This is a genomic window from Chryseobacterium sp. Chry.R1 (assembly GCF_039645525.1).
In the GTDB taxonomy this organism is placed as follows: domain Bacteria; phylum Bacteroidota; class Bacteroidia; order Flavobacteriales; family Weeksellaceae; genus Chryseobacterium; species Chryseobacterium proteolyticum.
On record NZ_CP151793.1, the window covers coordinates 3,910,432 to 3,935,114 of the forward strand.

General features: G+C 38.3%; 18 protein-coding genes. 8 read left to right on the forward strand and 10 right to left on the reverse strand.

Translation table 11 applies throughout. The features are described 5' to 3' along the window. Positions 1–57 precede the first annotated feature (57 nt). The 3 genes from AAEU33_RS17485 to AAEU33_RS17495 all read right to left on the reverse strand — a co-directional run bounded on the left by AAEU33_RS17485 (position 58) and on the right by AAEU33_RS17495 (position 6,012). Entirely contained in the window at positions 58–1,374 is a 1,317-nt protein-coding gene (locus AAEU33_RS17485) for a hypothetical protein (RefSeq protein WP_345989241.1), read from the reverse strand. Positions 1,375–1,689: 315 nt separating this feature from the next. Continuing rightward, positions 1,690–4,992, reverse strand: a complete 3,303-nt coding sequence (locus tag AAEU33_RS17490; RefSeq protein WP_345989243.1) for a TonB-dependent receptor — start codon at positions 4,990–4,992, stop codon at positions 1,690–1,692. Positions 4,993–5,064: 72 nt separating this feature from the next. Then, positions 5,065–6,012: a FecR family protein gene (locus tag AAEU33_RS17495; protein WP_345989245.1), complete on the reverse strand. Its 948-nt coding sequence runs from the start codon at positions 6,010–6,012 to the stop codon at positions 5,065–5,067. 270 nt (positions 6,013–6,282) lie between these two features. On the opposite strand from AAEU33_RS17495, the gene AAEU33_RS17500 reads away from it, so the two are divergent. Continuing rightward, a complete protein-coding gene (locus tag AAEU33_RS17500) occupies positions 6,283–6,909 on the forward strand; it encodes a sigma-70 family RNA polymerase sigma factor (RefSeq protein WP_345989247.1) in 627 nt (208 codons plus the stop codon). 132 nt (positions 6,910–7,041) lie between these two features. On the opposite strand, the gene AAEU33_RS17505 is transcribed toward AAEU33_RS17500, so the two are convergent. Beyond that, on the reverse strand, positions 7,042–8,508 hold the full coding sequence (locus tag AAEU33_RS17505; RefSeq protein ID WP_345989249.1) for a serine hydrolase: 1,467 nt from the start codon (positions 8,506–8,508) through the stop codon (positions 7,042–7,044). A 131-nt stretch (positions 8,509–8,639) separates the two neighbouring features. Then, positions 8,640–10,775, reverse strand: a complete 2,136-nt coding sequence (locus AAEU33_RS17510; RefSeq protein WP_345989251.1) for a S8 family peptidase — start codon at positions 10,773–10,775, stop codon at positions 8,640–8,642. Between the two features lie 539 nt (positions 10,776–11,314). Here AAEU33_RS17510 and AAEU33_RS17515 point away from each other — a divergent pair. Continuing rightward, a complete protein-coding gene (locus tag AAEU33_RS17515; protein ID WP_345989253.1) occupies positions 11,315–11,821 on the forward strand; it encodes a DinB family protein in 507 nt (168 codons plus the stop codon). Positions 11,822–11,873: 52 nt separating this feature from the next. Here the strand turns inward: AAEU33_RS17515 and AAEU33_RS17520 are convergent, their stop codons facing one another. Next, positions 11,874–12,494, reverse strand: a complete 621-nt coding sequence (locus AAEU33_RS17520) for a metalloregulator ArsR/SmtB family transcription factor (protein ID WP_345989255.1) — start codon at positions 12,492–12,494, stop codon at positions 11,874–11,876. 191 nt (positions 12,495–12,685) lie between these two features. Between AAEU33_RS17520 and AAEU33_RS17525 the strand changes: the two genes are divergently transcribed. The 4 genes from AAEU33_RS17525 (at position 12,686) to AAEU33_RS17540 (ending at position 14,826) form a co-directional block, all read left to right on the forward strand. Continuing rightward, positions 12,686–13,312: a superoxide dismutase gene (locus AAEU33_RS17525; protein ID WP_345989257.1), complete on the forward strand. Its 627-nt coding sequence runs from the start codon at positions 12,686–12,688 to the stop codon at positions 13,310–13,312. A 30-nt stretch (positions 13,313–13,342) separates the two neighbouring features. Then, positions 13,343–13,843, forward strand: coding sequence for a DUF2480 family protein (locus AAEU33_RS17530; RefSeq protein WP_345989259.1), 501 nt, complete (start codon positions 13,343–13,345; stop codon positions 13,841–13,843). A 5-nt stretch (positions 13,844–13,848) separates the two neighbouring features. After that, entirely contained in the window at positions 13,849–14,412 is a 564-nt protein-coding gene (locus AAEU33_RS17535) for an NADPH-dependent FMN reductase (RefSeq protein WP_172278052.1), read from the forward strand. Between the two features lie 66 nt (positions 14,413–14,478). Next, positions 14,479–14,826 (forward strand): 4Fe-4S dicluster domain-containing protein, encoded by a 348-nt coding sequence (locus AAEU33_RS17540; RefSeq protein ID WP_172278050.1) that lies wholly within the window; start codon positions 14,479–14,481, stop codon positions 14,824–14,826. Positions 14,827–14,944: 118 nt separating this feature from the next. Here AAEU33_RS17540 and putP read toward each other — a convergent pair whose 3' ends face one another. The 3 genes from putP to AAEU33_RS17555 all read right to left on the reverse strand — a co-directional run bounded on the left by putP (position 14,945) and on the right by AAEU33_RS17555 (position 19,568). Next, complete coding sequence (putP, locus tag AAEU33_RS17545) at positions 14,945–16,441, reverse strand: sodium/proline symporter PutP (protein ID WP_273647654.1); 1,497 nt, start codon at positions 16,439–16,441, stop codon at positions 14,945–14,947. A gap of 93 nt (positions 16,442–16,534) precedes the next feature. Then, positions 16,535–19,099, reverse strand: coding sequence for a M1 family aminopeptidase (locus AAEU33_RS17550; protein WP_345989262.1), 2,565 nt, complete (start codon positions 19,097–19,099; stop codon positions 16,535–16,537). A 124-nt stretch (positions 19,100–19,223) separates the two neighbouring features. After that, on the reverse strand, positions 19,224–19,568 hold the full coding sequence (locus AAEU33_RS17555) for a YciI family protein (protein ID WP_273647652.1): 345 nt from the start codon (positions 19,566–19,568) through the stop codon (positions 19,224–19,226). 568 nt (positions 19,569–20,136) lie between these two features. Here AAEU33_RS17555 and AAEU33_RS17560 point away from each other — a divergent pair. Both AAEU33_RS17560 and AAEU33_RS17565 read left to right on the forward strand, forming a co-directional pair. Next, on the forward strand, positions 20,137–22,470 hold the full coding sequence (locus AAEU33_RS17560; RefSeq protein WP_345989265.1) for a TonB-dependent receptor: 2,334 nt from the start codon (positions 20,137–20,139) through the stop codon (positions 22,468–22,470). A gap of 3 nt (positions 22,471–22,473) precedes the next feature. Further along, a complete protein-coding gene (locus AAEU33_RS17565) occupies positions 22,474–23,283 on the forward strand; it encodes a DUF4249 domain-containing protein (protein ID WP_345989267.1) in 810 nt (269 codons plus the stop codon). 99 nt (positions 23,284–23,382) lie between these two features. Here AAEU33_RS17565 and AAEU33_RS17570 read toward each other — a convergent pair whose 3' ends face one another. Beyond that, on the reverse strand, positions 23,383–24,681 hold the full coding sequence (locus AAEU33_RS17570) for a TolC family protein (RefSeq protein ID WP_345989269.1): 1,299 nt from the start codon (positions 24,679–24,681) through the stop codon (positions 23,383–23,385). Positions 24,682–24,683: the final 2 nt, after the last annotated feature.

A 24,683-nucleotide genomic window follows, 5' to 3' on the forward strand; every position in this document is an offset into this window, starting at 1 on the left:
ATTTTAAAGTTGAATTAAAAAATGGGATGGCAGGTAATGCCACCCCATGTTGATCAATTATTGTACAATTGAGAAATTATATTTTGTCCATGTACCCTTGAAATCTCCACAGTTTCTTGGAGAAACGTTCCATGCTGTAGCCTCGTTAAAGAATGGCTGAGACATTCCCCAAAGGTTAGCAGGATTGCTTGTAGAAGTAGTTACTCCAGGAATAGTGAGAGCAGCAGTGGTAGTACCGATCTTAGAAGCAGTAGCGAATGTAAATCCATGTGCCTGTACTCCTGTAAAGCTAAGGTCTGCAAGATTTACCGGAGCACTGCTCTGAGTTTCCAATAAAATTCCGATAGGATAACCTGTAACAGTAGCATTATCTAAATTCAATTTACCGTTTCTTCTTACGTGGATGGCATTTTCATATAATCCACCTTTTAATGGGCTTTTAGCGCCAACAATTGTAAGATTTTTAACTGTAGGACGGGTAAATGGAGAAGCAGTAGAACCTGTTCCATCGTTATCAAGCTCGATACCGTTCGTATCAGAAACTCCACCACTTTGACTGTGCGTTGAGTTGTAATCAGCTAAAGCTAATGCACAAGTAATTGTTCCTGTATATCCGAAGTCAAAATCGAAGTTATCATCGTCCGGAGCGAAAGACACAAGGTTTGAAGCGTTTACAGTACCTCCGAAGAATTCAAAAGAATCATCTTTACCATAAGATACCTGGATATGGTCTAGTGTAGTTCCGTTACCTACTCCACCTAATGTTAATCCGTTGATTTCATTTCCTGAGTTAGGAGCGAAAAGGTCGAATCCACCGAATTCGATACGTGCATATTTAATAGTTCCCCCATTATGAGCGGCATTCGTACCTCCATATTGGTAATCAGCACCTGTTAACCCTTCGATAACAGTAGTTGTAGGCTTGTTTGTAGGAGCATCTCCCAACATGATAACCCCTCCGAAATCACCTGGAGTTGCTGTAGTATCTTCATCTCCGTCCAATAATCTGTAGCTTGTAAAGATGATCGGCTGAGAAGCAGTTCCTGTAGCGTTTATTTTCCCAGTTTTAGCAATAACCAAAACTCCTGTAGGTGTATTTGTTGTATTAGGTTTAGCTTTAATGAAAGTACCTGGCTGGATAGTCAAAGTAGCTCCACCTTTAACAGTTACGATTCCATCAATTTCAACCACTCCACTCCATGTAGTATTGGTAGTAATAGCACCACTTACTGTAGTTACAGGAAGTGCAGAAGCAGTTAAATATTCTGCAGAAGCAGATTGCATTTCAAATTTAGAAGAATCTGATAAAGAATCATTCTCACGACAAGCTGTTAAAGATAAAGCTGTTACAGCGATTAAAGTTAATTTTCTCATTGTTGTAAAATTTAGAAATATGGATCCGGTTATTTTGTTTTTTGGTCCGGATGATTCCTGTTTACGGGATATTCACCTTTATCTCCGTGATTTGGTTACACATTGTTTTTAAAACTCCATTTCACCCAGGGTGCAAGTGAATAAAGCTTCCCCTTAAAATCCTACCGGACGGGGAAATCCGGTATTTCCATTTTTTGACTGAAAGTTCACTGATGTGCGCATCAACAGATCTATCGATTCAGATTTCAGGCTATGGGAACCTGTGACATGGCTTATAAGATCTCATATATACTTTTGTTAAAAGTTCTTTTATATTTAAAAACTATAACTTACTGATAAACCGAACTGTCTACCATTGTAAGCCCGGAATAATATTTTATCAATTCCTTTATCATATTTATCCGTTGCTCCCGGTAAAAGCCCTAAAGATTCTCTCTGGGTATCAAAAGAACTTCCGTTTCCTTTGGATACTGAGTAAGAATTGAAATTATTATAATACTCCCTTACTCTGTTGAACAGGTTTCTGACATTCAATTTGATTTCCAGGTTCTTATCTTTCAATAGCTTATAGGAAATCTGTGCATCCGCTACGGCATAAGGACGCTGGATCTCTTCTCCAATGTAAGCATAGCCCACTGTAACGTACTGATCTCCTTTAGCATTGTACAGGAAACTAAGTCCTAAACGATCTCCATTGTACAGCAGCCCCAGATTATAGGCATACGGCGTCTGCCCGTAAAGGGGACGATCTACTTCATAAGTGTCATCGGTATCCTGAGTTTTATACCGGTCTTTAAAAGCTATAACCTTAGTATCGTTATACGTGAAATTTCCGCTGATAAAAAGATCTTTCAGGAAGCTTTCGGGTCTGATAAAGCCAAGGCTCTTTCTTACCTCTACTTCAAATCCTTTCAGCTTTGCATTTTTAGAGTTTCCGTTGTAAAGGAAGAGGTTTCCCTCACTGGAAATATAACCTTCACGCTCTATCGGTCTGTCGATATTTTTATAATATAAACCTGCAGAAATAATTTCTCCAAGACCCGGAAACCATTCAAACTTAAAATCGTAATTATTAATGACTGCTGATGTCATTTCGGTATTGTATATAAGTCCGTTCGCCACAGGATCAAAATAAGGCAACCCTGTTCTTTCATTAAACTGAGGACGAATGACAGACCTGTTATAAGCCAGCCTTACATTGATACTGTTGGAAGGACTGTACGTAAAATTGGCTGATGGCATCCACTGCCATGGCTTTTCTTCAATCGGTTCTTTGGTAACGCTTTTAGGATCATTCGGATCCTGTTGCTGAGAAATAAGATCATACTTAAAATATTCTACCCGTACTCCCCATACCAGCCTCAGCTTATTTTTCCAACGGTTATCAAACATGATGAAAGGTGCGTGCTGGGAAACTTTCCCTTCATATTTATCATTTTTATACAATGCTTTGGTTTGCCACCCGATTCCTCCGGGTACATAATGAGATCCGTCAAACCATCCTGAAAGTGCTCCATACATGATCAGCATATTCTTTTCACTATTCGGAACATCGCGGTTTTCATCCACCCTCAGGAAAAACTTCTGTTGCTGGTTGGTATTGCTTTTTGAGGCCCCTGCATACCCCACCTTAATATCATTTTTAAAATTTCCGGCATCCATACTCCATTTAAAGGCAGCTCCATAATTATAATCCGTTTCTTTATTTGCAATATATCCCCTGGCGAAATTATTCCCGGAATTATAGATCTGGTTATAACTCAAAATTTCGTTGCCGATAAAGTTATAATTGGTTTGATATTGTGTATAATCTTTTGTATCGGAAGTGACACCAGTTCTTGCTGCAAACCAGCTGATTTCTTTATTTCCTATTTTATGGTTCCCTTCCAGTTTGTTCTGTAATAAAGTCTGATAAACCGGATAATCCGTAGTTTCTGTTATAGGCTTATCTAAAAATTTAAGGTCTGTGTTGGGAGGAACAATCCCATGGTAAAAATAGTTGTAAGCATCCGAGGCATCTCCGTTTCCGCCTGTATATTCATTCCATCCCGTAATCCTTGTCAAAGTCTGGTCATAAATATGGGTATAGGAGTTACGGAATGAAATCCTGTTTTTCCCAAGCTGTAATCCCAGATTCAACATGGCACCGATAGTGGAATTATAGCTGTACGAGGCACCTTGATTCCTGAAATTAAAGGTATTGACCGGTGCTATTCCCAATTGTTCCCAGTTGTTATTCACTCCACCTACATTATCCAGCCAGCCACCTCTGGCTGTATTTTCAATATCCAGTTTATTCTGTTCATTTCTGGTGGTAATGGCAGCAGCAAATCCCCATTTATTATTATTTTTCAGTCTGTAATTTCTTCCCAAGGCAATTTGCATATTGGAATTCAGATCTGCTTTGGTAGCATAATTGGTGAAATTATCATTGGTAAACCTTTTGGATTGTTCAAAAAACAAGGGATTATTCCAATCCATGGCTTCTAAACCTTTAGGGAAATCCCTGGTTCCATCATCATATCCCCAATAATCATATTTTCCTCTTTTCTTTGATAAAAACTCTTTGAATGTAGAGACGTCATTATATGAAGTTCCCAGATTTACCGTGGTAAAATTTTCGTTCGGAATATCTTTCGTTCTCACCTCCACATATCCTCCGGCAAAACTTGCATTCATATCCGGTGTGGCCGTCTTACTGATCACCACGCTTTCCACCATGGCCGTGGGGATGATATCAAATGAAAAATTCTGGTTATAAGCTTCTGTACTAGGCAAATTGATTCCATCCATCGCAGCGGTATTCCAACGCTCCCCCATGGAGCGGACCACTACATATTTATTATCAATCGTGGTTACCCCGGTTACTCTTTTTAATGTTCCTCCTACATCATTGTCTGGTGTTTTTGAAATCTGTTCAGCAGAAATCCCGTCACTCATCTGTGCGGCTTTCTTTTGCTGAGCCAGAAGTCCAGCCTGGGTATCCGCTTTACGTGTTCCTGTAAGCACCACTTCCTTAATATTCATTTCTTTATCGGAAGAAATATGCTTCATGGCAAAAGAAACGGTATTGATATCGTCATTACTGATTTGCAGTTTCTCCACCCTTAATGAGCTGAATCCCGAAGCCTTTACACTAAGGGTATAAACTCCGGCAGGAATGCTGATACTAAAGTCCCCGTTGTTATCCGTTGCTGCTGTTTTACCTGCTACACTTACTTCTGCTTTTACAATGGGATTTCCTACCTCATCTACAATTTTTCCTGTAAGCCTTCCGTTTCCCCGGGCAGAGGATATGGAAGTATTCTGGCCCTGATATTTTACTGAGATCAGTTCTCCCCTCTGCCGTACTGCTACAGGTAGATTGTCTGTAATATTTTTCAGGCAATCGTTCACAGGAAGGTTATCACATTTTACCTCTCTCACTTTAAGATCATTTATATCAGCTTTTGAATAGACCAGACGCATTCTTGTTTTATCTGCAAATTCTTCCAATGTATTGATCAAAGGCTTTCCGGCCGGGGCAGAAAAGGACACTTTCATCGTTAACTCCTGCGCGTCTACTGTCGTGGCAAAAAAGATCACCGCTACCGTAAGACTGCATTTCAAATTTCTCATGTTTTTAACACCACTTTTCATTATTGACTGACTCATAATTCTTCGTAAACTCTATCTAAATTAATCCGGTTGCTATTTTTTTAATATGTAAGTGGTATTGTTTTCTTTTTGTACCTCAAGCCCTGTGATAAATGCCAATGCTTCTACATTTTCATCCCAGTTGCTGCCGGTAAGGTCAGCAGTAATTTTTTTTTCTGCTATTTCTTCCGGATATCTGATACTTATTCCATAATTTTTATATAGTATTTCCATGATGCTCCTAAACGAAACATCATTGAAAGTCAGCGTCATTAGTACTGAAGTCTTTTTTCCCGATTGCTTATTTATTTTTTCATTTATTACAGCAGCAGTATGGGCCATTCCAAAATTTGTCCACCTTTGGTTTGGAGTCAGGTAAGAAACTGCAGTTCCGGGTGAAGAAACAGCCACTTTACCTTCATAAAGTTCCACGGTCTTGCGTTCTCCCCGCTGCATTACCTTAAATACCGTTCCCATTACCCTTGTGCTGAAGCCATCCGCACGAACTATGAATGGATGTTTTTTAGATTTAGCTACTTTAAATACAGCATCACCCTGCAAATCCACCACTCTGGTATCAGCGGGAAAAGATTTTTCAACTGTAAGCTTTGCACCCGGTAAAAGCATTACTAAAGATCCGTCCTCAAGTTTTATCGTTTGATTGTCATTGATCGCAACATATACATCCGGTTTTATAAAAAACATATACCCCAGGAAACCTGTAAGACCAAACAGCAGAAGCAATACAGCGGCAGCCCTGTACATATTTTTCTTAAGAGAAAATATATTCGCCTTATGAGATTGTTTAAAGTAAGACTCAAGACCAGCCAATACTTTTAGCTTAGACTCCTGAATATGTTTTTTATCCAAATCTTTAATAGCTTCATTTTTCCATAGTTCAAGGATCACCGATTCTTTCTCTGAGATCTCATCACCAGACACCTCCCTGCTCCATAACTTAAAAACAAATGTCTGTGCCTTGCTGTATTTCAATTTCTTCACTGTATAATGTTGTTGTATTAGTTTTATATTTTTGTATTAATTCTAATAAATACCCTCACTTATAATACTGGGCAAAAAGACAAACTTCCCAAACCCCATTTAACATTTCCTTAATATCACATTTGTTTTTTCAACAAAAACACTTGCTTTATGAACAATTCGATACATTATAAGTGGAAAAATGAAAATATTTTCAGAAATATTTAATCTTATAGGTTATATAATTCACAAAACATTAATATTAGTTTAGGTAAATTTGTAACAGACATTATGAAACCTACAGACTATACTTTATTAAAAAAAATAAAATCGGGCGACCGGCCTGCTTTTGCGATATTGTATGAAAGATATTGGGATAGTTTCTATACAATGATCTTCACACGGACAAAGGACAGGGATGCTACTGAAGAGCTGTTGCAGAACCTCTGGATCAGGATTCTGGAAAATCCGGAGTTTGTACAGACAGATGAAGAGGAAAGTGCCAAAGGTTATTTATTTCGTTTCATCCATTACCGTATTCTGGACTATTATGCAAGCATCAGGAAGATCCAGGAAGTATATGTAGCTGAAAGCGAGGATTTCTTAGCCGAAATAACGGATGCAGAATATGCGGAAATACTGGAGGAAAATGATATTACTGAACTGTTTGCTATGATCGATGAAGTGATTTCCCAGCTTACCCCCACTGAACAAAAGGTATATGACCTGAGAATTCGCAAGAACATGTCTGTGGTAGAAACTGCTGAAGCCCTTAATTTAAGCAATAAAACAGTGAGTAATAATTTAAGTAAAACCCTGAATGAAATCCGGGAAAAGCTTAATCCCAATTATGAATCTTCCAAAAAACTTGTTTCCCTTCTGATTCTTATGGAAATGATGCCCAATCTGTATTCTTAAAATCATTTAAATCTGATATAAAAATCCGGCCCTGTTTCACAGGGCCGGATTTTGTTATACTTACTTGTTATTTCCTGTTGAAAAAAATCCAAGATCAATACCTGAAATCATTTTTTCATTTTACGATTCTCATTATTTAACCGATGAATTTGTGGACCCATTTGCTGTAAAGATCTCATTGAGGACTTTTTTTCCATATTCATTATCAGGATTCAGGTCTATTGATTTTCGGTACATTATGGCAGCCTGACTTTTATTTCCTAACTTTAATAATGCTTCTCCGTAACTATCGTACGCATTCCAGCTATTGGGAAACAAATAAACATTCAGTTTAAAAATTTCGGAAGCATTTTTGATATTATTTTCAGACATCATCCGGTAACCCCAATTATTAAGTTCAGCTTCCTGAGGCTTGAAATCCGGATTCTTTTTCTTTTCCGAATTAACCAGTTCTATTGCCTTATCAAAACCAATCTTTTTTAGATGAAGTCTAAGATAAGTAAGCGGATCAGATTTAATAATTTCCGGATAATATACTCCGGCAAGCTCTTCCAGAAATTCTTCAGGATAACTTCCTGCTAAATTTGTAAGCACAATAATGGCAAGATGATCATCCGGATATACCAAAAATGCAGATCTTCCTCCTCCTGACATTCCGATAGCCTTGTGTTTTGTCCTGAATTTCGTCAATCCCCAACCGGGTGACCACATGGTCTGACTTCCATTGTTCATTTTTATAGGTTTCCACATTCTCTGCAGAGATTCTTCTGTCTTCAAAAGCTTTCCACTCTGCAGCGCAATGATCCACATGGCCAGATCCTCAGCCGTACTGTTCAGCCCAGCTCCGGTTCTGCTATAGGGAGGAAATATAAAATAGTCGTTGACTAGCTTTTGCCGATTCCCATTTTCTCCTTCGGTCATATTCCTGTAACGGTAAGTGGGTGCAAAGTGAGGAATGACATCCTTGGAATCTCCAAATAATGTATGCGGCATTCCGACTTTTTGAAGCTGTTCCTCTTTAAAAAACTGATCAAAAGACTTCCCACTCAGTTTGTTTATAATCTTTCCCAGTAGATAATAGTTGGTTTGATTGTAGCTAAACTGCTCACCTGTCTTGAATTCCATAGGCAATCCCTTAAGTTCGTCCCAGATTTCTTTTTCAGTTTTCGATGTATCACCGGTAGCCGGATCAAACAACTTGAGTATCTCAGGAAAACCTGAAATATGAGTCATCATTTGTTCTATGGTCACTTTCTGCCATTGTTCCGGAAGATCATCCAGATACCGGGACACGGGTGCAGACAAATCAACTTTGCCTTGCTCAGCCAGCTGCATAATAGCGGTAGCGGTAAATACTTTCGTACAGGAGTTAATAGCAAAAACAGTCGTATCTGTAACCGGAACCTGATCCTGTACATTGGCAACTCCGAAAGATCTTTTCACTATCACCTTACCCTCCTTAACTACAGCGATTTGTAGGCCGGGAATTTTGCGTTCTGCCATTTCTCTTTTAATAATGGCTTCAATGGCTGAAGCTGTTTCCTGGCCATATCCATAAGAAGAAAATATACAAAGAATGAGTAAAAAGAAACTTTTCATGTCGAGGCATTTGTGATAAGACAATATAAACCTGCAATATATTACAAAAAAAGGCACCGAAATATGATTTTATAAAAGTCAAATCATAACCGGTGCCTTTAATTACAAAAAATAGTAGAAAGAATTACGGCTTATTCTTTAATAATTTTTTTAGAGATCGTTTCTTTATCTGTTTTTACCTCAATAATGTAAATACCATTGGCATTCGAAGACAAATCTACACTCGCTTCGTTGGTGTTTATCGTTCCGCTTTGTATCTTTTTACCTGAAAGATCATACACATTGAAGGTTGAGTTTTTAGGTGCTTTCAGTACTTTAACCACATCTTTGGTAATGGTAGGAGCAATGATTAAACTTTCGGTTTTTGCAATTCCTCTCTCACTTGTTGCGAGAACTTGTTCACTGTAGCCTGTAACAATAATCGAATAATCCTGAGGGGCCCCTGCTCCGGCACTGTTCACCAGATTCCCTTTATTTGTGATTTCTATCCTGTAATTTCTACCTGCAACCGGAGCATCAATGACTACCTGTTCCACGTTATCCACCGTGTTATCTCCTTTGGTTGCCGGGGTCATAGGACTAGCAGCATCAAGTTTCCATGGAGTATAAACCGTATTATTCGTCGTATCAATGATTCTCAGATCCAGATCATTCACCAATCTCGAGCTTCTGTTGTTATAAACTTGTCCCCAGGTTAGGTTCGCAGGAACATTGTAAGCAGGATCAATCCAGGATATGGTTACTTTTAGAGGTTCAGTTCCTGATGCTTTTATCACTTTTGTGTTGGCAACCCCGTTATTGAGAGTTTCATTATTGAAAACTACAGTATTGTTTGCTTTTCCAACCAATAGCTCAGCGCCTTTTTTTGCATTGATATATCCCCAGCCAAACCATGGATCAGGACCTACATTACCTGCTTCAGAAGCAGAATGAACCGTTAAAGTTTTAGCACTGGCAGCATTAAGAAGCTGATCAGAAAATAGATCTTTGTAAATCTGGGACCATAAACCGATTACTCCGGTTACCACCGGGGCGGAATAAGATGTTCCACTTCCATAATCATATTTCACACTTCCCGTAGTATCTTCTGCTGTAGAAGCTGAAAACACATTTGTACCCGTGGTTGTGATATCCGGTTTTATTCCACCGTCATCTCTTGGTCCTGCACTGCTGTAATCAGAATGCACCACATCCGAAGGAACAGAATATTTAAAGTTATTCGTAGAGATCACATCTGTAGCGCCTACCACAATAATATTTTTTGCTAATGAGCCTTGACCTATACAGTCATAGCCTTGTGCACAATTATTTGCAGGTAAAGTATCTGTAGAAGCAAACTGAACCAGATTACCATTGCTGTCTCTGTAATACTTTGGAAATGTTGTGGTTCCTGGCATTGTAGGACCATATCCAAAAGAATTCCCTGCTGATTTTACTATAATATAAGAAGGATTACTGTATACGATCTGATCATAATTCTGATCATTGGATAAATAAGATCCCTGAGTATCAAAAGAGGTATCAGGACTATCATAAGCACCATTCCATAGCCAGACATTGCTTCCGTTAGCATCTTTTACTACATCCCAACCTGGATTAACCCCGTAAGAATGATTGGATATTTTAGGCTGTGCAATTAATATTTTTTGAAATACATTACTTGCCGCTGTATTTCCCGGTAGTACAGTTTGAGCAAATCTATATGAATCTATGGTTGAATTTACCGCAACTCCCTGGATATTTCCAGTAACTGCCGCACCATTTAAAGTTCCTGAAATGGTTAATGCCCTGCTTCCTATAAATCCGGCAACTCCTGTTGAATGTGCACTGTAGATCTGAGTTGAAGCTTCTCTATTGGTAATTCTACCAACTGCATTATCAAATGCGGGATGAGCAGCATAAACCCTTCCTCCGTCAAAGACCGTAAATTTAATATTCTCTCCTTTGTATGCATTGGTAAGTCCCGCTACACTACCCGCTGTGTTCAAAGCGTCAGCATTGGCATTCTGAACTTGTCTTATATCCTGCTGTTTGTAGAAGTAAGGCTTGCCATCAGGCAGAAATCCTGCCAGATTGCTTCTTTGCTCTTCAATTTCCTTTTGATTGGCTGCTCCTTTAGCGGAACCATAATGTTTGGCTACATATGAATCAAACCTGTCGTTGTTTTCTCTGTTTTGCTTTTCGAATTCTTTTTGTAAGATATCATTGGATTGAGCACTCGCAAGACTAACCATCAGGGTGCTGATTACAAGTAATTGTTTTTTCATTAGTGGTAAATTTAAATATGTTTTTTAAGTTAAAAATCAATCCAAAAAGAGCATCTTTTACAGCTCAGAAAAGCACTTCACCAAAATCCATCCTGCATTTAATTATTATCCTTTATTTTCTAATAATCCATGAATTATTTATTTTTTTTGAAAGGATCATGTTTTATTAATGCAATTTAATTGCAATAATAATAAAAAATTTCTAAAAAGCAACAAAGTTGCAATTAATATTCAATAAAAAATTTTTCTTCTTCAGGCTTATAAATGATTTATACATCACATAAGAATAAATTGAATAAATTAAACACATAACATCAATTTTGTAAATTTATTATCTGAATATGCCTGCAAATATAAAATATACTTTCAATTAGTCTACTAAAATAGTAGACTTTTTTATTATGTTAAGTACTTCCCTGTTTTTGATCAGCCTAAAAAGATCATAAAAACAGTAAAGTCAGATTTTCATATATTCACAAAATGTTTGGACCTATAAAGACATCTTTTAAGTTTAAACTGACAGAAATAAAATTAATACGATGGAGATAAGATCAGCACAGTCATTTATTGATTATTACGAAAAAGTACGGTCCCGAACCCTTCGGCTGCTGGAAGTTATCCAGCCGGAACACCTTGATTTTTCATATAAACCGGGAAAGTTTACCATAGGCGACCAGATCAGGCATATTGCTGCCATTGAACGTTATATGTACGGAGAAACCATTGCAGGAAGAAGGAGTGCTTATCAGGGCTGCGGAAAAGAGCTGGCAGATGGTTATGACAACATCCTGAAATATTTTAATGAAATGCACCGGCAGACTATCGATATTATAAGCCGGCTATCGGATGAAGACCTGTATAAGAAGTGTCTTACTCCCGCGAATCAGGAAATTACAGTATGGAAATGGCTGCGGGCAATGCTGGAACATGAAATCCACCACAGAGGCGAACTTTATATTTACCTGAACCTGTTGGATGTAAAAACACCTCAAATTTATGGTTTTTCAGCAGAAGAAGTACAGGAAATGAGTGTGAAAATAGAATAAAGATATTTTTCTTAATTGCATATTGCCCTTATCCTCTCCTCCGATCAGGCTATTATACACTGATCTTATACACACATCTCTGAGCTCCGGACAGGATATGCTTTACCCTTTCTACTTTATAGTCCAAACCTATCAGGTTCTGAAAATTGGATAATTCTGCCCGGCAAAACCCCTGGCATTCACTTGCAGCTGCACAGATCGGACAATGGTTTTCTATTAAAAAATAATCAGCTCCTTCCTTTGTCCATTCTGCCATATATCCCTCGTCATTCCTTATTTTTGATAGAATTTCCAGTCGGTCTTCCAACGATTTTGCTTTCGTAAGTGCTTTCTCGTACCTCTGATACGTTGTCTTTTCCCTGTCATTGATCAATAAATCCAGTGCATTATCTCCCAATAGATCTTTTACAGACCTCAGAAGCTGTACGGTAACGTCAGCGTGGGTATCAGGGAATTGTGAAAGCCCCCTTCGGGTAAGGATATAATAAGTGGAAGGACGTCCCACTCCTTCACTCCTGATAACAGATTCAATAAGTCCTTCTTTAACAAGATTTAGCAAGTGCTTTCTCGCCCCTTCCTTTGTTATGGAGAGTTCTTCAGAGATTAAAAGCGAAGTAGCTTCCCCTCTCATCTTTAAAAACATCAGAATACGATCTGCTGCTGGTTTTTTCATTTGGCAATATATAGGTTGTTTTATTTCTTACAACAAAGATAGTCATTTTCTATTATATCGGCTTTATAACGACAAATCAGTCATTTATAATATATGGGAGGACTCAATAGGATTATTAATTAAACAACCTAAAAGTTGTTTAATTAAAATAAATGTTTACCTTTGAAACACATTAATAAAAAATCAAAGTAATGAACGCATTTACCCTACCCCAGCTGCCGTATGCTTACGATGCATTAGAGCCTTTTATTGATAAAGCAACAATGACTATTCATCATCAAAAACATCATCAGGCATACGTTGATAATCTAAATGCTGCCTTTGAACAGGCCGAAGAAAAAGAGACTGATCTGGATTCTCTTCTACAGAGGATCAGTGAGTACAGCCCTGCTGTAAGAAATAACGGCGGTGGACATTTTAACCACTCTTTATTTTGGGAAATCCTCTCTCCTGAACCTAAACTTCTTCCTGAGGGAAAACTTGCAGAGGTAATCGACTCCACTTTTGGAAACCTTGATACCCTTAAAGCTGAGATAAAAAAAGCAGGTCTGGGACAATTTGGGTCGGGATGGGTTTGGCTCTATGTAAAGTTCAATGGTTCTATTGCCGTAAGCTCAACCCCTAATCAGGACAATCCTATGATGGATATTCAATCTGCCAACAGAGGATTTCCCATATTGGGAATAGATGTTTGGGAGCATGCTTATTATTTAGCCTACCAAAATAAAAGAGCAGATTATCTGGATGCATTCTGGGCAGTTCTTGACTGGGCATCAGTAGAGAAAAAATATGAAGAAGCTCTCTCAAAAATCAAATAACATTCCTAGAACAAAACAGGTTGCCTACTTATGAACCAGAATATTTTTATTAATAAAGCTGAGGCTTCGGGAATCATTCCATTTGATCTTTTGGATTATAAACCCACTATAGAGATTGTTGAGTTTGATCTTAAGGATCATCTCTTCATGGGAATGATCCTCAAAGAAAAAGAATTTAAAGAGTCCCTGTCATCTATTGATTTCTCGGTGTACACTGGAAAAGCCGTCGCTGTTATCTGCTCTACAGAGGCCATCATTCCACCGTGGGCATATATGTTACTGATGGATAAATTATCCGGGTATTCTGTTTACACAGATATACGCAGTTCAGAAGAGATCCTTCTGGATCTTTGGAAAAAAGAACTTCAAAATGTAGAACCGGAGCAGTATAAGGATCTTAAAATTGTTGTTAAAGCAAGATCCGAAACTTCTCCTGCTCTTTATCTTTTAATCACCCAGCTTATGAAACCATTTGTCAAAAGTCTGATGTATGGTGAAGTAGGCCTTCCTAAAGTCATATTAAAAAATTAAATAAAATGAAAGCAATTATCTTCAACGGCGCTTTGGAGAGAAGACCAAAATCCACTTCAGGGATCCTTTCCAAATATTTTACGGACAAACTTGAAGAGCTGGGCATCATTCATGAAACATTTGCCCTCGCTGACTCCGGTATTCCACTTTATGATATTACCCTTACCAAAACACCATTGGCTGTAGAGCGTATGACCCAATTATTCCTGGGAGCAGATATTCACTTCTGGCTCGCTCCTCTCTATCATGGAAGTATTCCGGGTGTAATGAAAAACTGCCTGGACTGGCTTGAGGTAACCGCTGACAATGAACAGCCTTACCTTACAGATAAGACAGTAGGCCTTGTATGCTGGGCAGATGGTTTACAGGCCATGCAGGGAATCAACGCAATGGATTCTATTGCCAAATCGTTACGGGCATGGCCGCTGCCTTACAGTGTTCCTATGATCAGAACGTCCCTGTTTGATGCGGAAAATAAAATCTCTCCCCTTTATTCCGATAAGCTGGACAGATTGATCAGCATCGCAACCACAAACAGGATAGAAAAAATAATTTATTCCAAAGTATAAAGAAAACATCGGGATTGATAATATAAAATCCCGTACCTTTATTAAAGAATCTAAACGATTGATATCATGGCTATAACAATAACGGATGCGTGCATCAACTGTGGAGCCTGTGAGCCGGAATGCCCGAACTCTGCAATTTATGAAGGTGCCATCGACTGGCGTTGGCAGGATAAAACAAAGCTTTCCGGGAAAACTATTTTTCCTGACGGTACGGAAGTAGATGCCAATGCTTATAACCAGGCTATTTCTGATGATGTTTATTATATTGTTCCCGGAAAATGTACAGAATGTAAAGGTTTTCATGAAGAGCCTCAATGTAAAGCAGTTTGCCCGGTAGACTGTTGTGTTGATGATCCTGAACATCGGGAAAGCGAAGAAGTTTTATTTAGCCGTCAGCGGTTTTTGCATACCTGAGATTAACAAAACCATAATCTTTAACAGCTATTTCCTGCATAAAGATTTGAAGTAAAATAAAAAGCCAACTCTACCGAGTTGGCTTTTAGTATAATGAGCATCTTAATGCATCTCTATTTTATTCCTTAATGATCTGGCTCACCTCATCAAATTCACGTTCAATAACCGGATCAGGTTTATAGGTAGCCAATGAAACAATAACATTGGTGATGAATGAAAGGGTAAATCCGGGAATCATTTCATACCAGTCTTTCAGTGGATGCTGAATATATACCCAGCATAAGATGGTTATACCTCCGGCCAGCATTCCTGCCAAACCACCCTGCCACGTTGTTTTTTTCCATAAAAGAGATAGTAAAATCAAAGGACCGAATGCAGACCCGAAACCTGCCCATGCATTTCCCACAAGATTAAGAATACTATCCTTTGGATTCAATGATAATAACATAGCAACAACAGCAACTAACAGAACGGAAAGCCTGCTTGCGATCAGCAATTGTTTTGAGGTTGCTTTTTTATTCAGAAAAGCTTTGTAAATGTCTTCTGTTAATGAGCTGGAAGTAACCAGCAACTGAGACGAAATGGTACTCATTACTGCTGCGAGAATCGCTGTAAGCAAAAATCCGGCAATAAACGGATGGAATAGTATCCTTGAGAAATAAATAAAAATAGTCTCTGCCTCAGTTTTTGAAGCATCAAATTTCATCATGGTATTTACATCAAACTTTTGCAGATAAGCAATTCCTACCAACCCTATTGCTAAAGCGCCAGCAACGGTAAAGATCATCCATGTGATTCCGATCCGTCTTGCTTTAATCAGATCTTTCGGCTTATCAATTGCCATAAAACGAACCAGGATATGTGGCTGCCCACAGTATCCTAATCCCCACGCAAGAAGGGAAACAATACTCACCGTGGTCGTTCCCTTAAACAGGTCCAGGTACTTTGGGTCTTTTGCTTCGATCAATGAAAAAGTTTCCTGAACACTTCCTATCTCAGAAATAGCGACAATCGGTACAATGACAAGCGCCAGTACCATAATTGTTCCCTGCACAAAGTCCGTTAAACTCACCGCAAGAAATCCTCCTAAAAATGTATATAATACCACAACCAAGCTCGTTAATAATAAACCGGCAGTATAGTCCATCCTGAATGCGGACTCGAATAATTTCCCCCCTGAAACCATTCCTGCAGAAGTATAGAGGGTAAAAAACACAAGAATAAAAATAGACGAAGTTATTTTGAGAAGGTGATTTTTGTTTTTAAATCTGTTTTCAAAAAATACCGGAAGTGTAATGGAATTCTGGGCAACCTCTGTATATACCCGGAGTCTGGGTGCGACAATAATATAATTGAGATAAGCTCCTATCGTGAGCCCTATCGCGATCCATGCACTGGAGATCCCGGTAAAATACATGGCCCCGGGAACTCCCATCAGCAACCAGCCACTCATATCGGCAGCCCCGGCGGATAGCGCGGTAACAGCTGCTCCCATTTTTCTTCCTCCTATTAAAAATTCCTCTGAATTACTGGTTGATTTCCTGTAAGAATAAATACCTATGCCAATCATCAGCAACAGGTATAATCCGACAGAAATTGCTTCATATACTTGCATATCATTTTTTTTACGACACCGAATATAACCATTTTCTGAAAAACAGATGTATACCTGTTCATACAAATCCTCCTGAACAAGCAGGAAAAGTGTTTATTTTACAAGTTTTTGGGCCCTTTTCAGATTATCAGAGGCCTGTAAAATTTTATTCTTCAGGATTTTATTATAATCCGGATTGTTCAAAAGGAACTGATTGACAATTTCAAGTGCCTTTGGATCCTGATAATTTGCGAATGCAGAACGAAGCCAGTTATCAGGAAAAAATATGTCTCCGGTTTTTTGTATTTCCTGTAACAATTCTAAAGTTTTTGGAAGATAGCTTATGGAAGTCTGCTGTCTCAAAGGGTGATGTAAATATCCTACGGCAGCCCCCACGGCAGATTCATTGGTTCTGTTTTGTTTTTCGGATAAGCTTTTGAAAAAATCATCACGGATTTTCTGATCTGAAGATGCCGCTTTCATAATGATCTTAAAACGGTTGATCCGGTCCGGGTTTTTAATACGAGCTAACTGTTCCTGCAGGAGATCATTATTGTTGTTATTCCTTAATGATAAGGAAAGCGCAAGTCCTGTATAATCCTCATCATTCAAAGACACACCTTCCGGTGGAGTTTGTGATTTCCAGATGGCATACAAATTATCATACGCTTTTTTAGATTGAAAGATTCCCTGGTATCCGTCAAAAAGAATTTTTTTATTATTTTTTGTGGTTTGCACCTGTAACGCTTTCCATAAGGTATTTTCTAAATTTTCCGATTCTTTTATCCGCTGAGATTCCGGTAAAAATTCCCAGTAAATACCCGAAATATATCCCATGATAAGACGTAGATTCAGCTCTGAAGTTTCATTTTGAAGTTGTGCTGTAAAAAAATACAACAAATCCTGTGGACTAATACCCGTTCCTCCCAGCATATTTTCATATAATGAAATATAGGCGCTCGCTCTGTTGACAGGATCTTTAACCAGAGAAAAGTTGGACAGCATCCCTTTGTCTATACCGAATATGCCGTATCCAATACCGGAAGAGTTCTGAAGAATGAAAAGAGGTTTCATTTTTCCTTTTAATGCTGTAATTTCCTGCTGTCTTCCTGAAATTTTAACTTCTGTTTTTTCAACCCTGTCCGGATAAAATAAAGCAATCTGGAATTCCTGTGGCCAGGATTTATGCTCTTTTCCATGCTCGGGATGTTGTAAGATCGTAAATTGATCAATTGTATTCCCTTTATATTGTACTTCATTATCAAAAACCGGTCTTCCGGGATCATTCACCCAAACTTTATTCCAGCTTTGTAAATCCTCATCTGTATATTGGTCCAGAATCCTGATAAGATCCGGCCAGGTTGCATTGCTGTATGCATATTTCTTAAGGTATTCATCAATTCCTTTCCTGAAATTCTCCTCTCCTGTTAACAGCTCCAGCTGTCTCATCATAATGGGGGCTTTGTTATAAATAATAGGACCGTACATCATTCCTGCATTTTTCAGATTATCCAGAGTCTGACGTATCGGATTCGCTCCCAGAGTCCTGTCTACTGAATAAGCAGCCGGAAAGTGTGTCGTTAAAAACTTGAGATCATATACACTTTTATCTGATGCAGCTCCGGTACTTTTGTCTGCCATAAAATTGGCAAATACTTCTTTCATCCAGACATCATTGAACCAATCCATTGTCACCATATCTCCGAACCACAAATGGGCTACTTCATGGGCAATAAGATTGGAACGGCTGTTTAGCTGATTTTGGGTAGCATTTTTATCTAAAAACAAGGTTGAATTTTGAAATAGTATAGCCCCGGGATGCTCCATACCTCCAAACTGAAAATCAGGTACCGCAACCATTCCATGCTTTTGGAATGGATGTGGAATGTCAGTCCATTTCTCATAGTAAGCCAGGGAATTTCGGTAGAGTGTGAATACAGAGTCCATACTGTTCTTAATTTTCACAGAATCCGTTTCACGGTATAGGATTTTAGAATCTTCCTTTCCTATTTTTGCTGTAAAATCTTTAAAATCTCCGGCAGCAAAAGAAAATAAATAAGTTGGAAGCAGGTCTGAAGCTGCAAAATTCAATGTTTTTGTTCCTTTCCGGATACTTGTTTCTTTAAGTTTACCATTGGCTAAAGCATTCCATTTTTCAGGAATCGTAAGGGATAAGGTGTAACTGGCTTTCAGATTGGGCTGATCAAAACAGGGAAACATAGTCCTGGCCCGGTCTGGAACAAAAAGAGTATACAGATAACCATCACGTATGTTCAATGCTGCATTACCTGCGAGAAACGTAAAATGAATCTCGTTTGCTCCTGATTGAAGAAATCTGGATTCAATTATTACATGTTCATTTTCCAGAACCGGTTTTACGGCCTTACCGTTTACAGACACAGAAATTAAAGATGCGGCTTCTTCCTTAAAGTCTATTTGTAACGGAGCTTCATCCTGTTTTTTATAGGTAAAATGCAGAATTTCATTTGCCTTTATCCTTTCAGATTTGCTTTCCGGAATGTTTAAACTAAGCTCATATCTGATGCCGCTTAATGTATTTTTTCTGAACTGTGCCAATTCGTAAGAGACTCCTTGTTCTACCCTTGGCGGGGATTTCATTTGTGCCTGAGAATAGCTAGCAAATGCAACAATAAATAACGTCAATAATCCTTTTTTCATAGATCAAATATAAGAATTGATCGGAAATTAAATGCAGCTAAAAGATAAATGCAGAAATAACAAGGGTGGATGGCAAAGCCAAAGATAGTATATAGATTATATTGTTCATTTCATCAAAGGCTTTTTAATCCTGATTTTGCAGTTCCCTTATTTCAGCATAGCCATCAAATTCATAAATTGGGCAGGTTTTCATTATTTCTACCGCTTCGTCAAAATCAGTACACTTCAACAACAAATACCCTCCAACGATTTCATGATGATTCTTATAGATTTCATTGGTGACTGTATTTCCATTATCTTTTATCATTCTTCCTTCTAATGTTAAGCCGCTCCCACCTTCCAGCTTTCCCTTTTGTCCCCAAGTCGAAAACCAATTCTTCCAATTTTCCTGATGAGCTTTAATATCATCATCAGAATGTTGTATGGTCCTTCCATCAGGTTCTCTAAATAATACGATAAATTTTTTCATTGTTTTATATTTAAATGGAATGAGTGAATCATAGCATAACTTTTAAAATTAGCTTTTAATGATTGGTATCAAATACCTATTAAGATCTTTACATTTAAAAAAGATACCTCCGATACCTGTTACTTTTTTCATGTTTATTGTTTTAGTGTTTAATAATTTGAAAAGTTTTTAAAATTATTAATTTTTTTAATCTGCCATCCAATATTTTTATCATTTCTCAGTTATTTTCATTGAATAACAAACTATTAATCCTATAACAAGATGAATCAAATCCGGTAAATGGTCGATCCGTAAACCTAAGACCATGATGCAAAACTCACAATTGTTTGAAAATTAACAGTGATAAATGTATTTTACAAATCAAAATACCTATTTTCGCGATGCATATTTTCAAAGGACGTATTTCTAAGTTAAAAATATTCACTAAAAACTATAAAACTGTGACCTACCTATTCCTCAAAAACCTCTTCCTGAGTTAAATTAAACTTCCTTTTCAATCCTTGTAACAATCAACCATTAAACCCTACTACTATATTTAAAAAAATCTACTACTTAAATAATAAACTGAATGCAAACATCTTTTTTTAAAATTGCGGCTGCCTCAGCTGCACTCTGTTTCAGTACGGTCGTTTTAGCCCAACAAAAATACACGGTTAGCGGAACGATCAAGGATAAAAAAAACGGAGAATTGTTGATTGGGGTTACCGTAAAAGTAGCTGAAGATCCTTCGATAAATGTGGTTGCCAATGAATATGGCTTCTACTCTTTATCGCTACCGGAAGGAAATTACACCATGATCATTTCATATCCGGGATACAGGGATTTTGAACAGAGCATCACGGTAGATAAGAATATCAAGCTGGACCTTCCGCTGAACCAGGAGGAAGAAGAGAGAACAGCAAAGATTGATGAAGTGATCATCTCCGGAGTAAAAAAAGATAAAAACCTTTCTACTGCCCAAATGGGTACCGAGACTTTAAGTATTAAAAATATCGAGAAGCTTCCGGTTTTATTCGGTGAAAAGGATGTTATGAAAACCATTCAGTTGTTGCCGGGGATTAAAAGTAATGGTGAAGGAAGCAGTGGATTCAGTGTTAGAGGTGGAGCTACCGATCAAAACTTAATTTTACTGGATGAAGCTCCTGTTTATAATGCTTCTCACCTGTTGGGTTTTTTCAGCACATTTAACAGTGATGCCTTAAAGGATGCCAGTATCATCAAAGGAAACAGCCCCGCACAATACGGTGGTCGCCTTTCTTCTGTCATGGACGTGAAAATGAAGGATGGAAATAATAAAGATTATAATATCAATGGAGGAATCGGTTTGATCAGTAGCAGATTAAGTGTGGAAGGTCCTATTCAAAAAGAAAAATCATCATTTATTGTTTCCGGAAGAAGAACGTATGCGGATTTATTTCTAAAAGGAAGTGAAGATTTTAAGGACAGTAAGCTGTATTTCTATGATCTGAACTTAAAGGCTAATTATCAGATCAATGATAATAACCGACTGTATTTATCCGGATATTTTGGAAGAGACGTTTTGGGAATCGGGAAGACCTTTGCGACAGACTGGGGAAATACAACCGCTACTTTGCGATGGAACAGCATCATCAGCAGTAAATTATTCTCCAACACTTCCCTCATCTACAGCGACTATAATTATAAAGTAAGCCTGGAAAGTAATGATAATAAATTCGGACTGAACTCAGAGATCCAGGACTGGAACCTTAAACAGGATTTCACATGGTTTGCCGGAAATAAGCATTCGGTTCGTTTTGGCCTACAGTCCATTTACCATACCCTGACACCGAGCAGTGCCTCAGGAACAAGTGTCAGCAGCTTTCCAAGAAATCCACGGTATTCGTGGGAAAATGCCATTTATATCAACGATGATTTTAAAGCAACCGAAAAGCTGACCATTAATTATGGTGTGCGGCTCTCTACATTCAGTGTTTTAGGTGGAGATACATTTAATAGTTATGATAACGGTGTTCTTACGGACAGCAGATATCTTGAAAAAGGAAAATTCGGGAAAACGTATGTAAATTCGGAACCGCGTATTACAGCCAATTACAGGATCAATGAAGTGAGCAGTGTAAAAGGAGGATACTCCAGAAACACCCAGAATCTGCATCTTTTGAGCAATAGTAGCAGCGGAAACCCTACAGATCAATGGATCGGAAGCAGCTATACGGTAAAGCCCGAAATTGCAGATCAGGTAAGTGTAGGCTACAGCAGAAATTTCAATAACAACAATTACGAGATTAATGCTGAGGTGTATTACAAATCAATGAAAAATCAGATCGACTTTAAAAACGGTGCGCAAATTACCTTTGATACTGCAGCAGATGTAGAAAGTGAGTTATTATTCGGAAAAGGAAGGGCTTATGGTCTGGAATTGATTGCAAAAAAGAAAAGCGGGAAATTAACAGGCTGGATCTCATATACATTGTCTAAAACAGAGAGAAAAATCAACGGGATTAATGATAACGAATGGTACAATGCAAGAATGGATAAAACCCACGACTTATCCGTTGTGGCCACCTATCAGCTAAACACAAAATGGTCCTTTTCCGGATTATTTGTTTACAGCACCGGAAATGCGGTAACTTTTCCTACCGGGAAATATGAGCTGAACGGACAAACCGTTTTCCAGTACAGCAGCAGGAATGCGGATAGAATGCCCGCTTACCACAGGATGGACCTAAGTGCTACTTATGAGCCTAATTCCACTAAACGCTTCCATGGATCTTGGTCATTTGGTATTTATAATATATATGGTCGAGAAAACGCCTATACTATTACTTTTGAAGACAATCCAAATAATCCGGGAACTACGCGTGCTATGCAAACTTCATTATTCCGTTGGGTACCTAATATTACTTACAATTTCAAATTTTAAATCATGAAGAATATATTTTTTATCATATTATCCTTGTTTTTATTGACCTCTTGTCAAAAAGAAATAGACCTTGATCTGGCTGATCAGAGTGGAAAGATCGTCATTGAAGGAAACATTACAGATCAACCTGGTCCTTATATTGTAAGAATAACAAAATCAGTAGCGGTTACCGAAAATAATTTGTATCCTGCTGTTACCAATGCACAGGTGATTGTAAGCGATAACACGGGACAGACAGAAACCCTGCAATATATCGGAGACGGAAAATATCAGACGACCAACTTCAGCGGAGTATCGGGAAGGACTTATACTTTAAAAATACAGGCTGAGGGACAACAATATACTGCTCAAAGCACTATGCCTGCAGCTGTAAGTTTCGATGGCCTTACTCAGGATTCCTTTGTATTCGGAGGAGAGACCACTTATACCCTTTTGCCTCTTTTCACGGATCCTGTAGCCTTGGGAAACCGTTATCTTTTTAGCTTTACTATCAACAGCAAGCCTAAAAAGACGCTTGAAGTATTTTCAGATAATATCAATAACGGATTACTGAATCAGCGCCCTTTGTTTCTTCCCAATGATGACGAAGACGGAAACAGCCACAAGGTTGTAGTTGGTGACACCATCCATGTCGAAATGCAATCTATTGATAATAATGTATTCACGTACTACAGTGCATTGCTTCAAATCATTGATGGAGGCGGCCCCGGTGGTGGAGTAACTCCATCCAATCCGCCGAGTAACATCAGCAATGGTGCTTTAGGTTATTTTTCTGCTCACACTCTGAGTAAAAGAAATGCTGTAATTCAATAATTTATAACGATTGAATCAAAAAAAGGCTATTCCGAAAATCCGGGATAGCCTTCAATATAATCAGTGTAAATAGGTTTTTATTTTTCTGCTGACTCGTTTTTATAAACCGGATTCCAGCACTTTTAATAATTCAGTCTGCTGAATAAGATCATTCTTACTGCTGATGAGATTATAATTGGCCTGGAGCCAACCGTTCCTTACAACGAAGAAGGTATAGGCATCCATTAAACCCTCTTTGTATTTTTCTTCCGATTTCTGAAATGACAGTTTCTGATTTTCAAAATTGAGATCCAGAAGATGGTATTTTTCCTGTGCATTCAGGAACTGTGCTTTTATGGAATTGATGGTTTGTGTGAGATTATTAATTACCAACTCTTTGTCATAGTTGGAATTGATAGCATTCAGTTTTGCGATCTCAACATTTGTTTTTACCTGAAGTTTATTGAAAACGGGAATACTGAGGCCGAAACTAAGGGATTGATTCTTATTTTGTCCGAACTGATCAGAAAAACTAAGGGTCGACGCATTATCTTTTCCCAAAACCTTATTATAAAAAGTTGACCAGCTATAGGTTCCGTTCAAAGTTGGCCAATATCCGGCTCTTGCTACCTCTTCCTTTTTTTTCTGTGCATTAATCTCCGCCATCACCGACTGGTAAGCCGGATTCTTTTCTAAAAGCCTTTTTGTAAAGTTGGGATCCTGAAATTCACTTTCTGAAAGAGGATTCTCATTATCCATGACAAAATCTATCGAATCTTGTGTTACCGCCATAGCATTGAGAAGGTTAATCCTTGACAGGTCGCGCTGGTTCTTGGCGGATACCCATTGCTCCTGTAAAGTTCCTAAATTGGCTTTTATATCATAGATATCGCTTTTGGGCCTGTTGCCAATCTCCACCTCCTTTTCAGTCCGTTTAATCTGCTCTTCAATGCCTGAGATCTGGGTTTCCAGCACTTCCAGCCAGCTTTTGCTGTTCTGATACGTGAAGAACATCTGTATAACATTCAGCTTTACTTCATTTTTAGCCTGCGCAAGCTTGTAGGTACTGGTTTCTTTATTCAATTTAGAAAGAGAGATATTCAGGAAATTTTTCCAGTTGAACAGTTCCCAATCCGCCCTTGCATTGAATTGATCGTATTGTGTATTAAGAGCTTCACGCTGATTACTGGACTGGTTGATTGAAGATCCGAAACTATACGTGTGGTTTACCCCTGCTTCTATTGTTGGCAAGAGCATTCCTTTTGATCCGGTGATCAGCTTGTCATTCTTTTCTACGGCAACAGCGGCCTGTTTTATTGACGGATGATGCGTAGATGCATAATCCAGGCACTGTTGCAGGTTCCAGGTTTGCTGCCCCGGATACAGGCTGATAAAAAATATGAAAATGAAATTTTTCATGA

Coding starts and splice junctions, on each gene's coding strand:
- AAEU33_RS17485 (WP_345989241.1), bottom strand. CDS start 1,374: ATGAGAAAATTAACTTTAATCGCTGTAACAGCTTTATCTTTAACAGCT.
- AAEU33_RS17490 (WP_345989243.1), bottom strand. CDS start 4,992: ATGAGAAATTTGAAATGCAGTCTTACGGTAGCGGTGATCTTTTTTGCC.
- AAEU33_RS17500 (WP_345989247.1), top strand. CDS start 6,283: ATGAAACCTACAGACTATACTTTATTAAAAAAAATAAAATCGGGCGAC.
- AAEU33_RS17505 (WP_345989249.1), bottom strand. CDS start 8,508: ATGAAAAGTTTCTTTTTACTCATTCTTTGTATATTTTCTTCTTATGGA.
- AAEU33_RS17510 (WP_345989251.1), bottom strand. CDS start 10,775: ATGAAAAAACAATTACTTGTAATCAGCACCCTGATGGTTAGTCTTGCG.
- AAEU33_RS17515 (WP_345989253.1), top strand. CDS start 11,315: ATGGAGATAAGATCAGCACAGTCATTTATTGATTATTACGAAAAAGTA.
- AAEU33_RS17520 (WP_345989255.1), bottom strand. CDS start 12,494: ATGAAAAAACCAGCAGCAGATCGTATTCTGATGTTTTTAAAGATGAGA.
- AAEU33_RS17525 (WP_345989257.1), top strand. CDS start 12,686: ATGAACGCATTTACCCTACCCCAGCTGCCGTATGCTTACGATGCATTA.
- AAEU33_RS17530 (WP_345989259.1), top strand. CDS start 13,343: ATGAACCAGAATATTTTTATTAATAAAGCTGAGGCTTCGGGAATCATT.
- AAEU33_RS17535 (WP_172278052.1), top strand. CDS start 13,849: ATGAAAGCAATTATCTTCAACGGCGCTTTGGAGAGAAGACCAAAATCC.
- AAEU33_RS17540 (WP_172278050.1), top strand. CDS start 14,479: ATGGCTATAACAATAACGGATGCGTGCATCAACTGTGGAGCCTGTGAG.
- putP (WP_273647654.1), bottom strand. CDS start 16,441: ATGCAAGTATATGAAGCAATTTCTGTCGGATTATACCTGTTGCTGATG.
- AAEU33_RS17550 (WP_345989262.1), bottom strand. CDS start 19,099: ATGAAAAAAGGATTATTGACGTTATTTATTGTTGCATTTGCTAGCTAT.
- AAEU33_RS17555 (WP_273647652.1), bottom strand. CDS start 19,568: ATGAAAAAATTTATCGTATTATTTAGAGAACCTGATGGAAGGACCATA.
- AAEU33_RS17560 (WP_345989265.1), top strand. CDS start 20,137: ATGCAAACATCTTTTTTTAAAATTGCGGCTGCCTCAGCTGCACTCTGT.
- AAEU33_RS17565 (WP_345989267.1), top strand. CDS start 22,474: ATGAAGAATATATTTTTTATCATATTATCCTTGTTTTTATTGACCTCT.
- AAEU33_RS17570 (WP_345989269.1), bottom strand. CDS start 24,681: ATGAAAAATTTCATTTTCATATTTTTTATCAGCCTGTATCCGGGGCAG.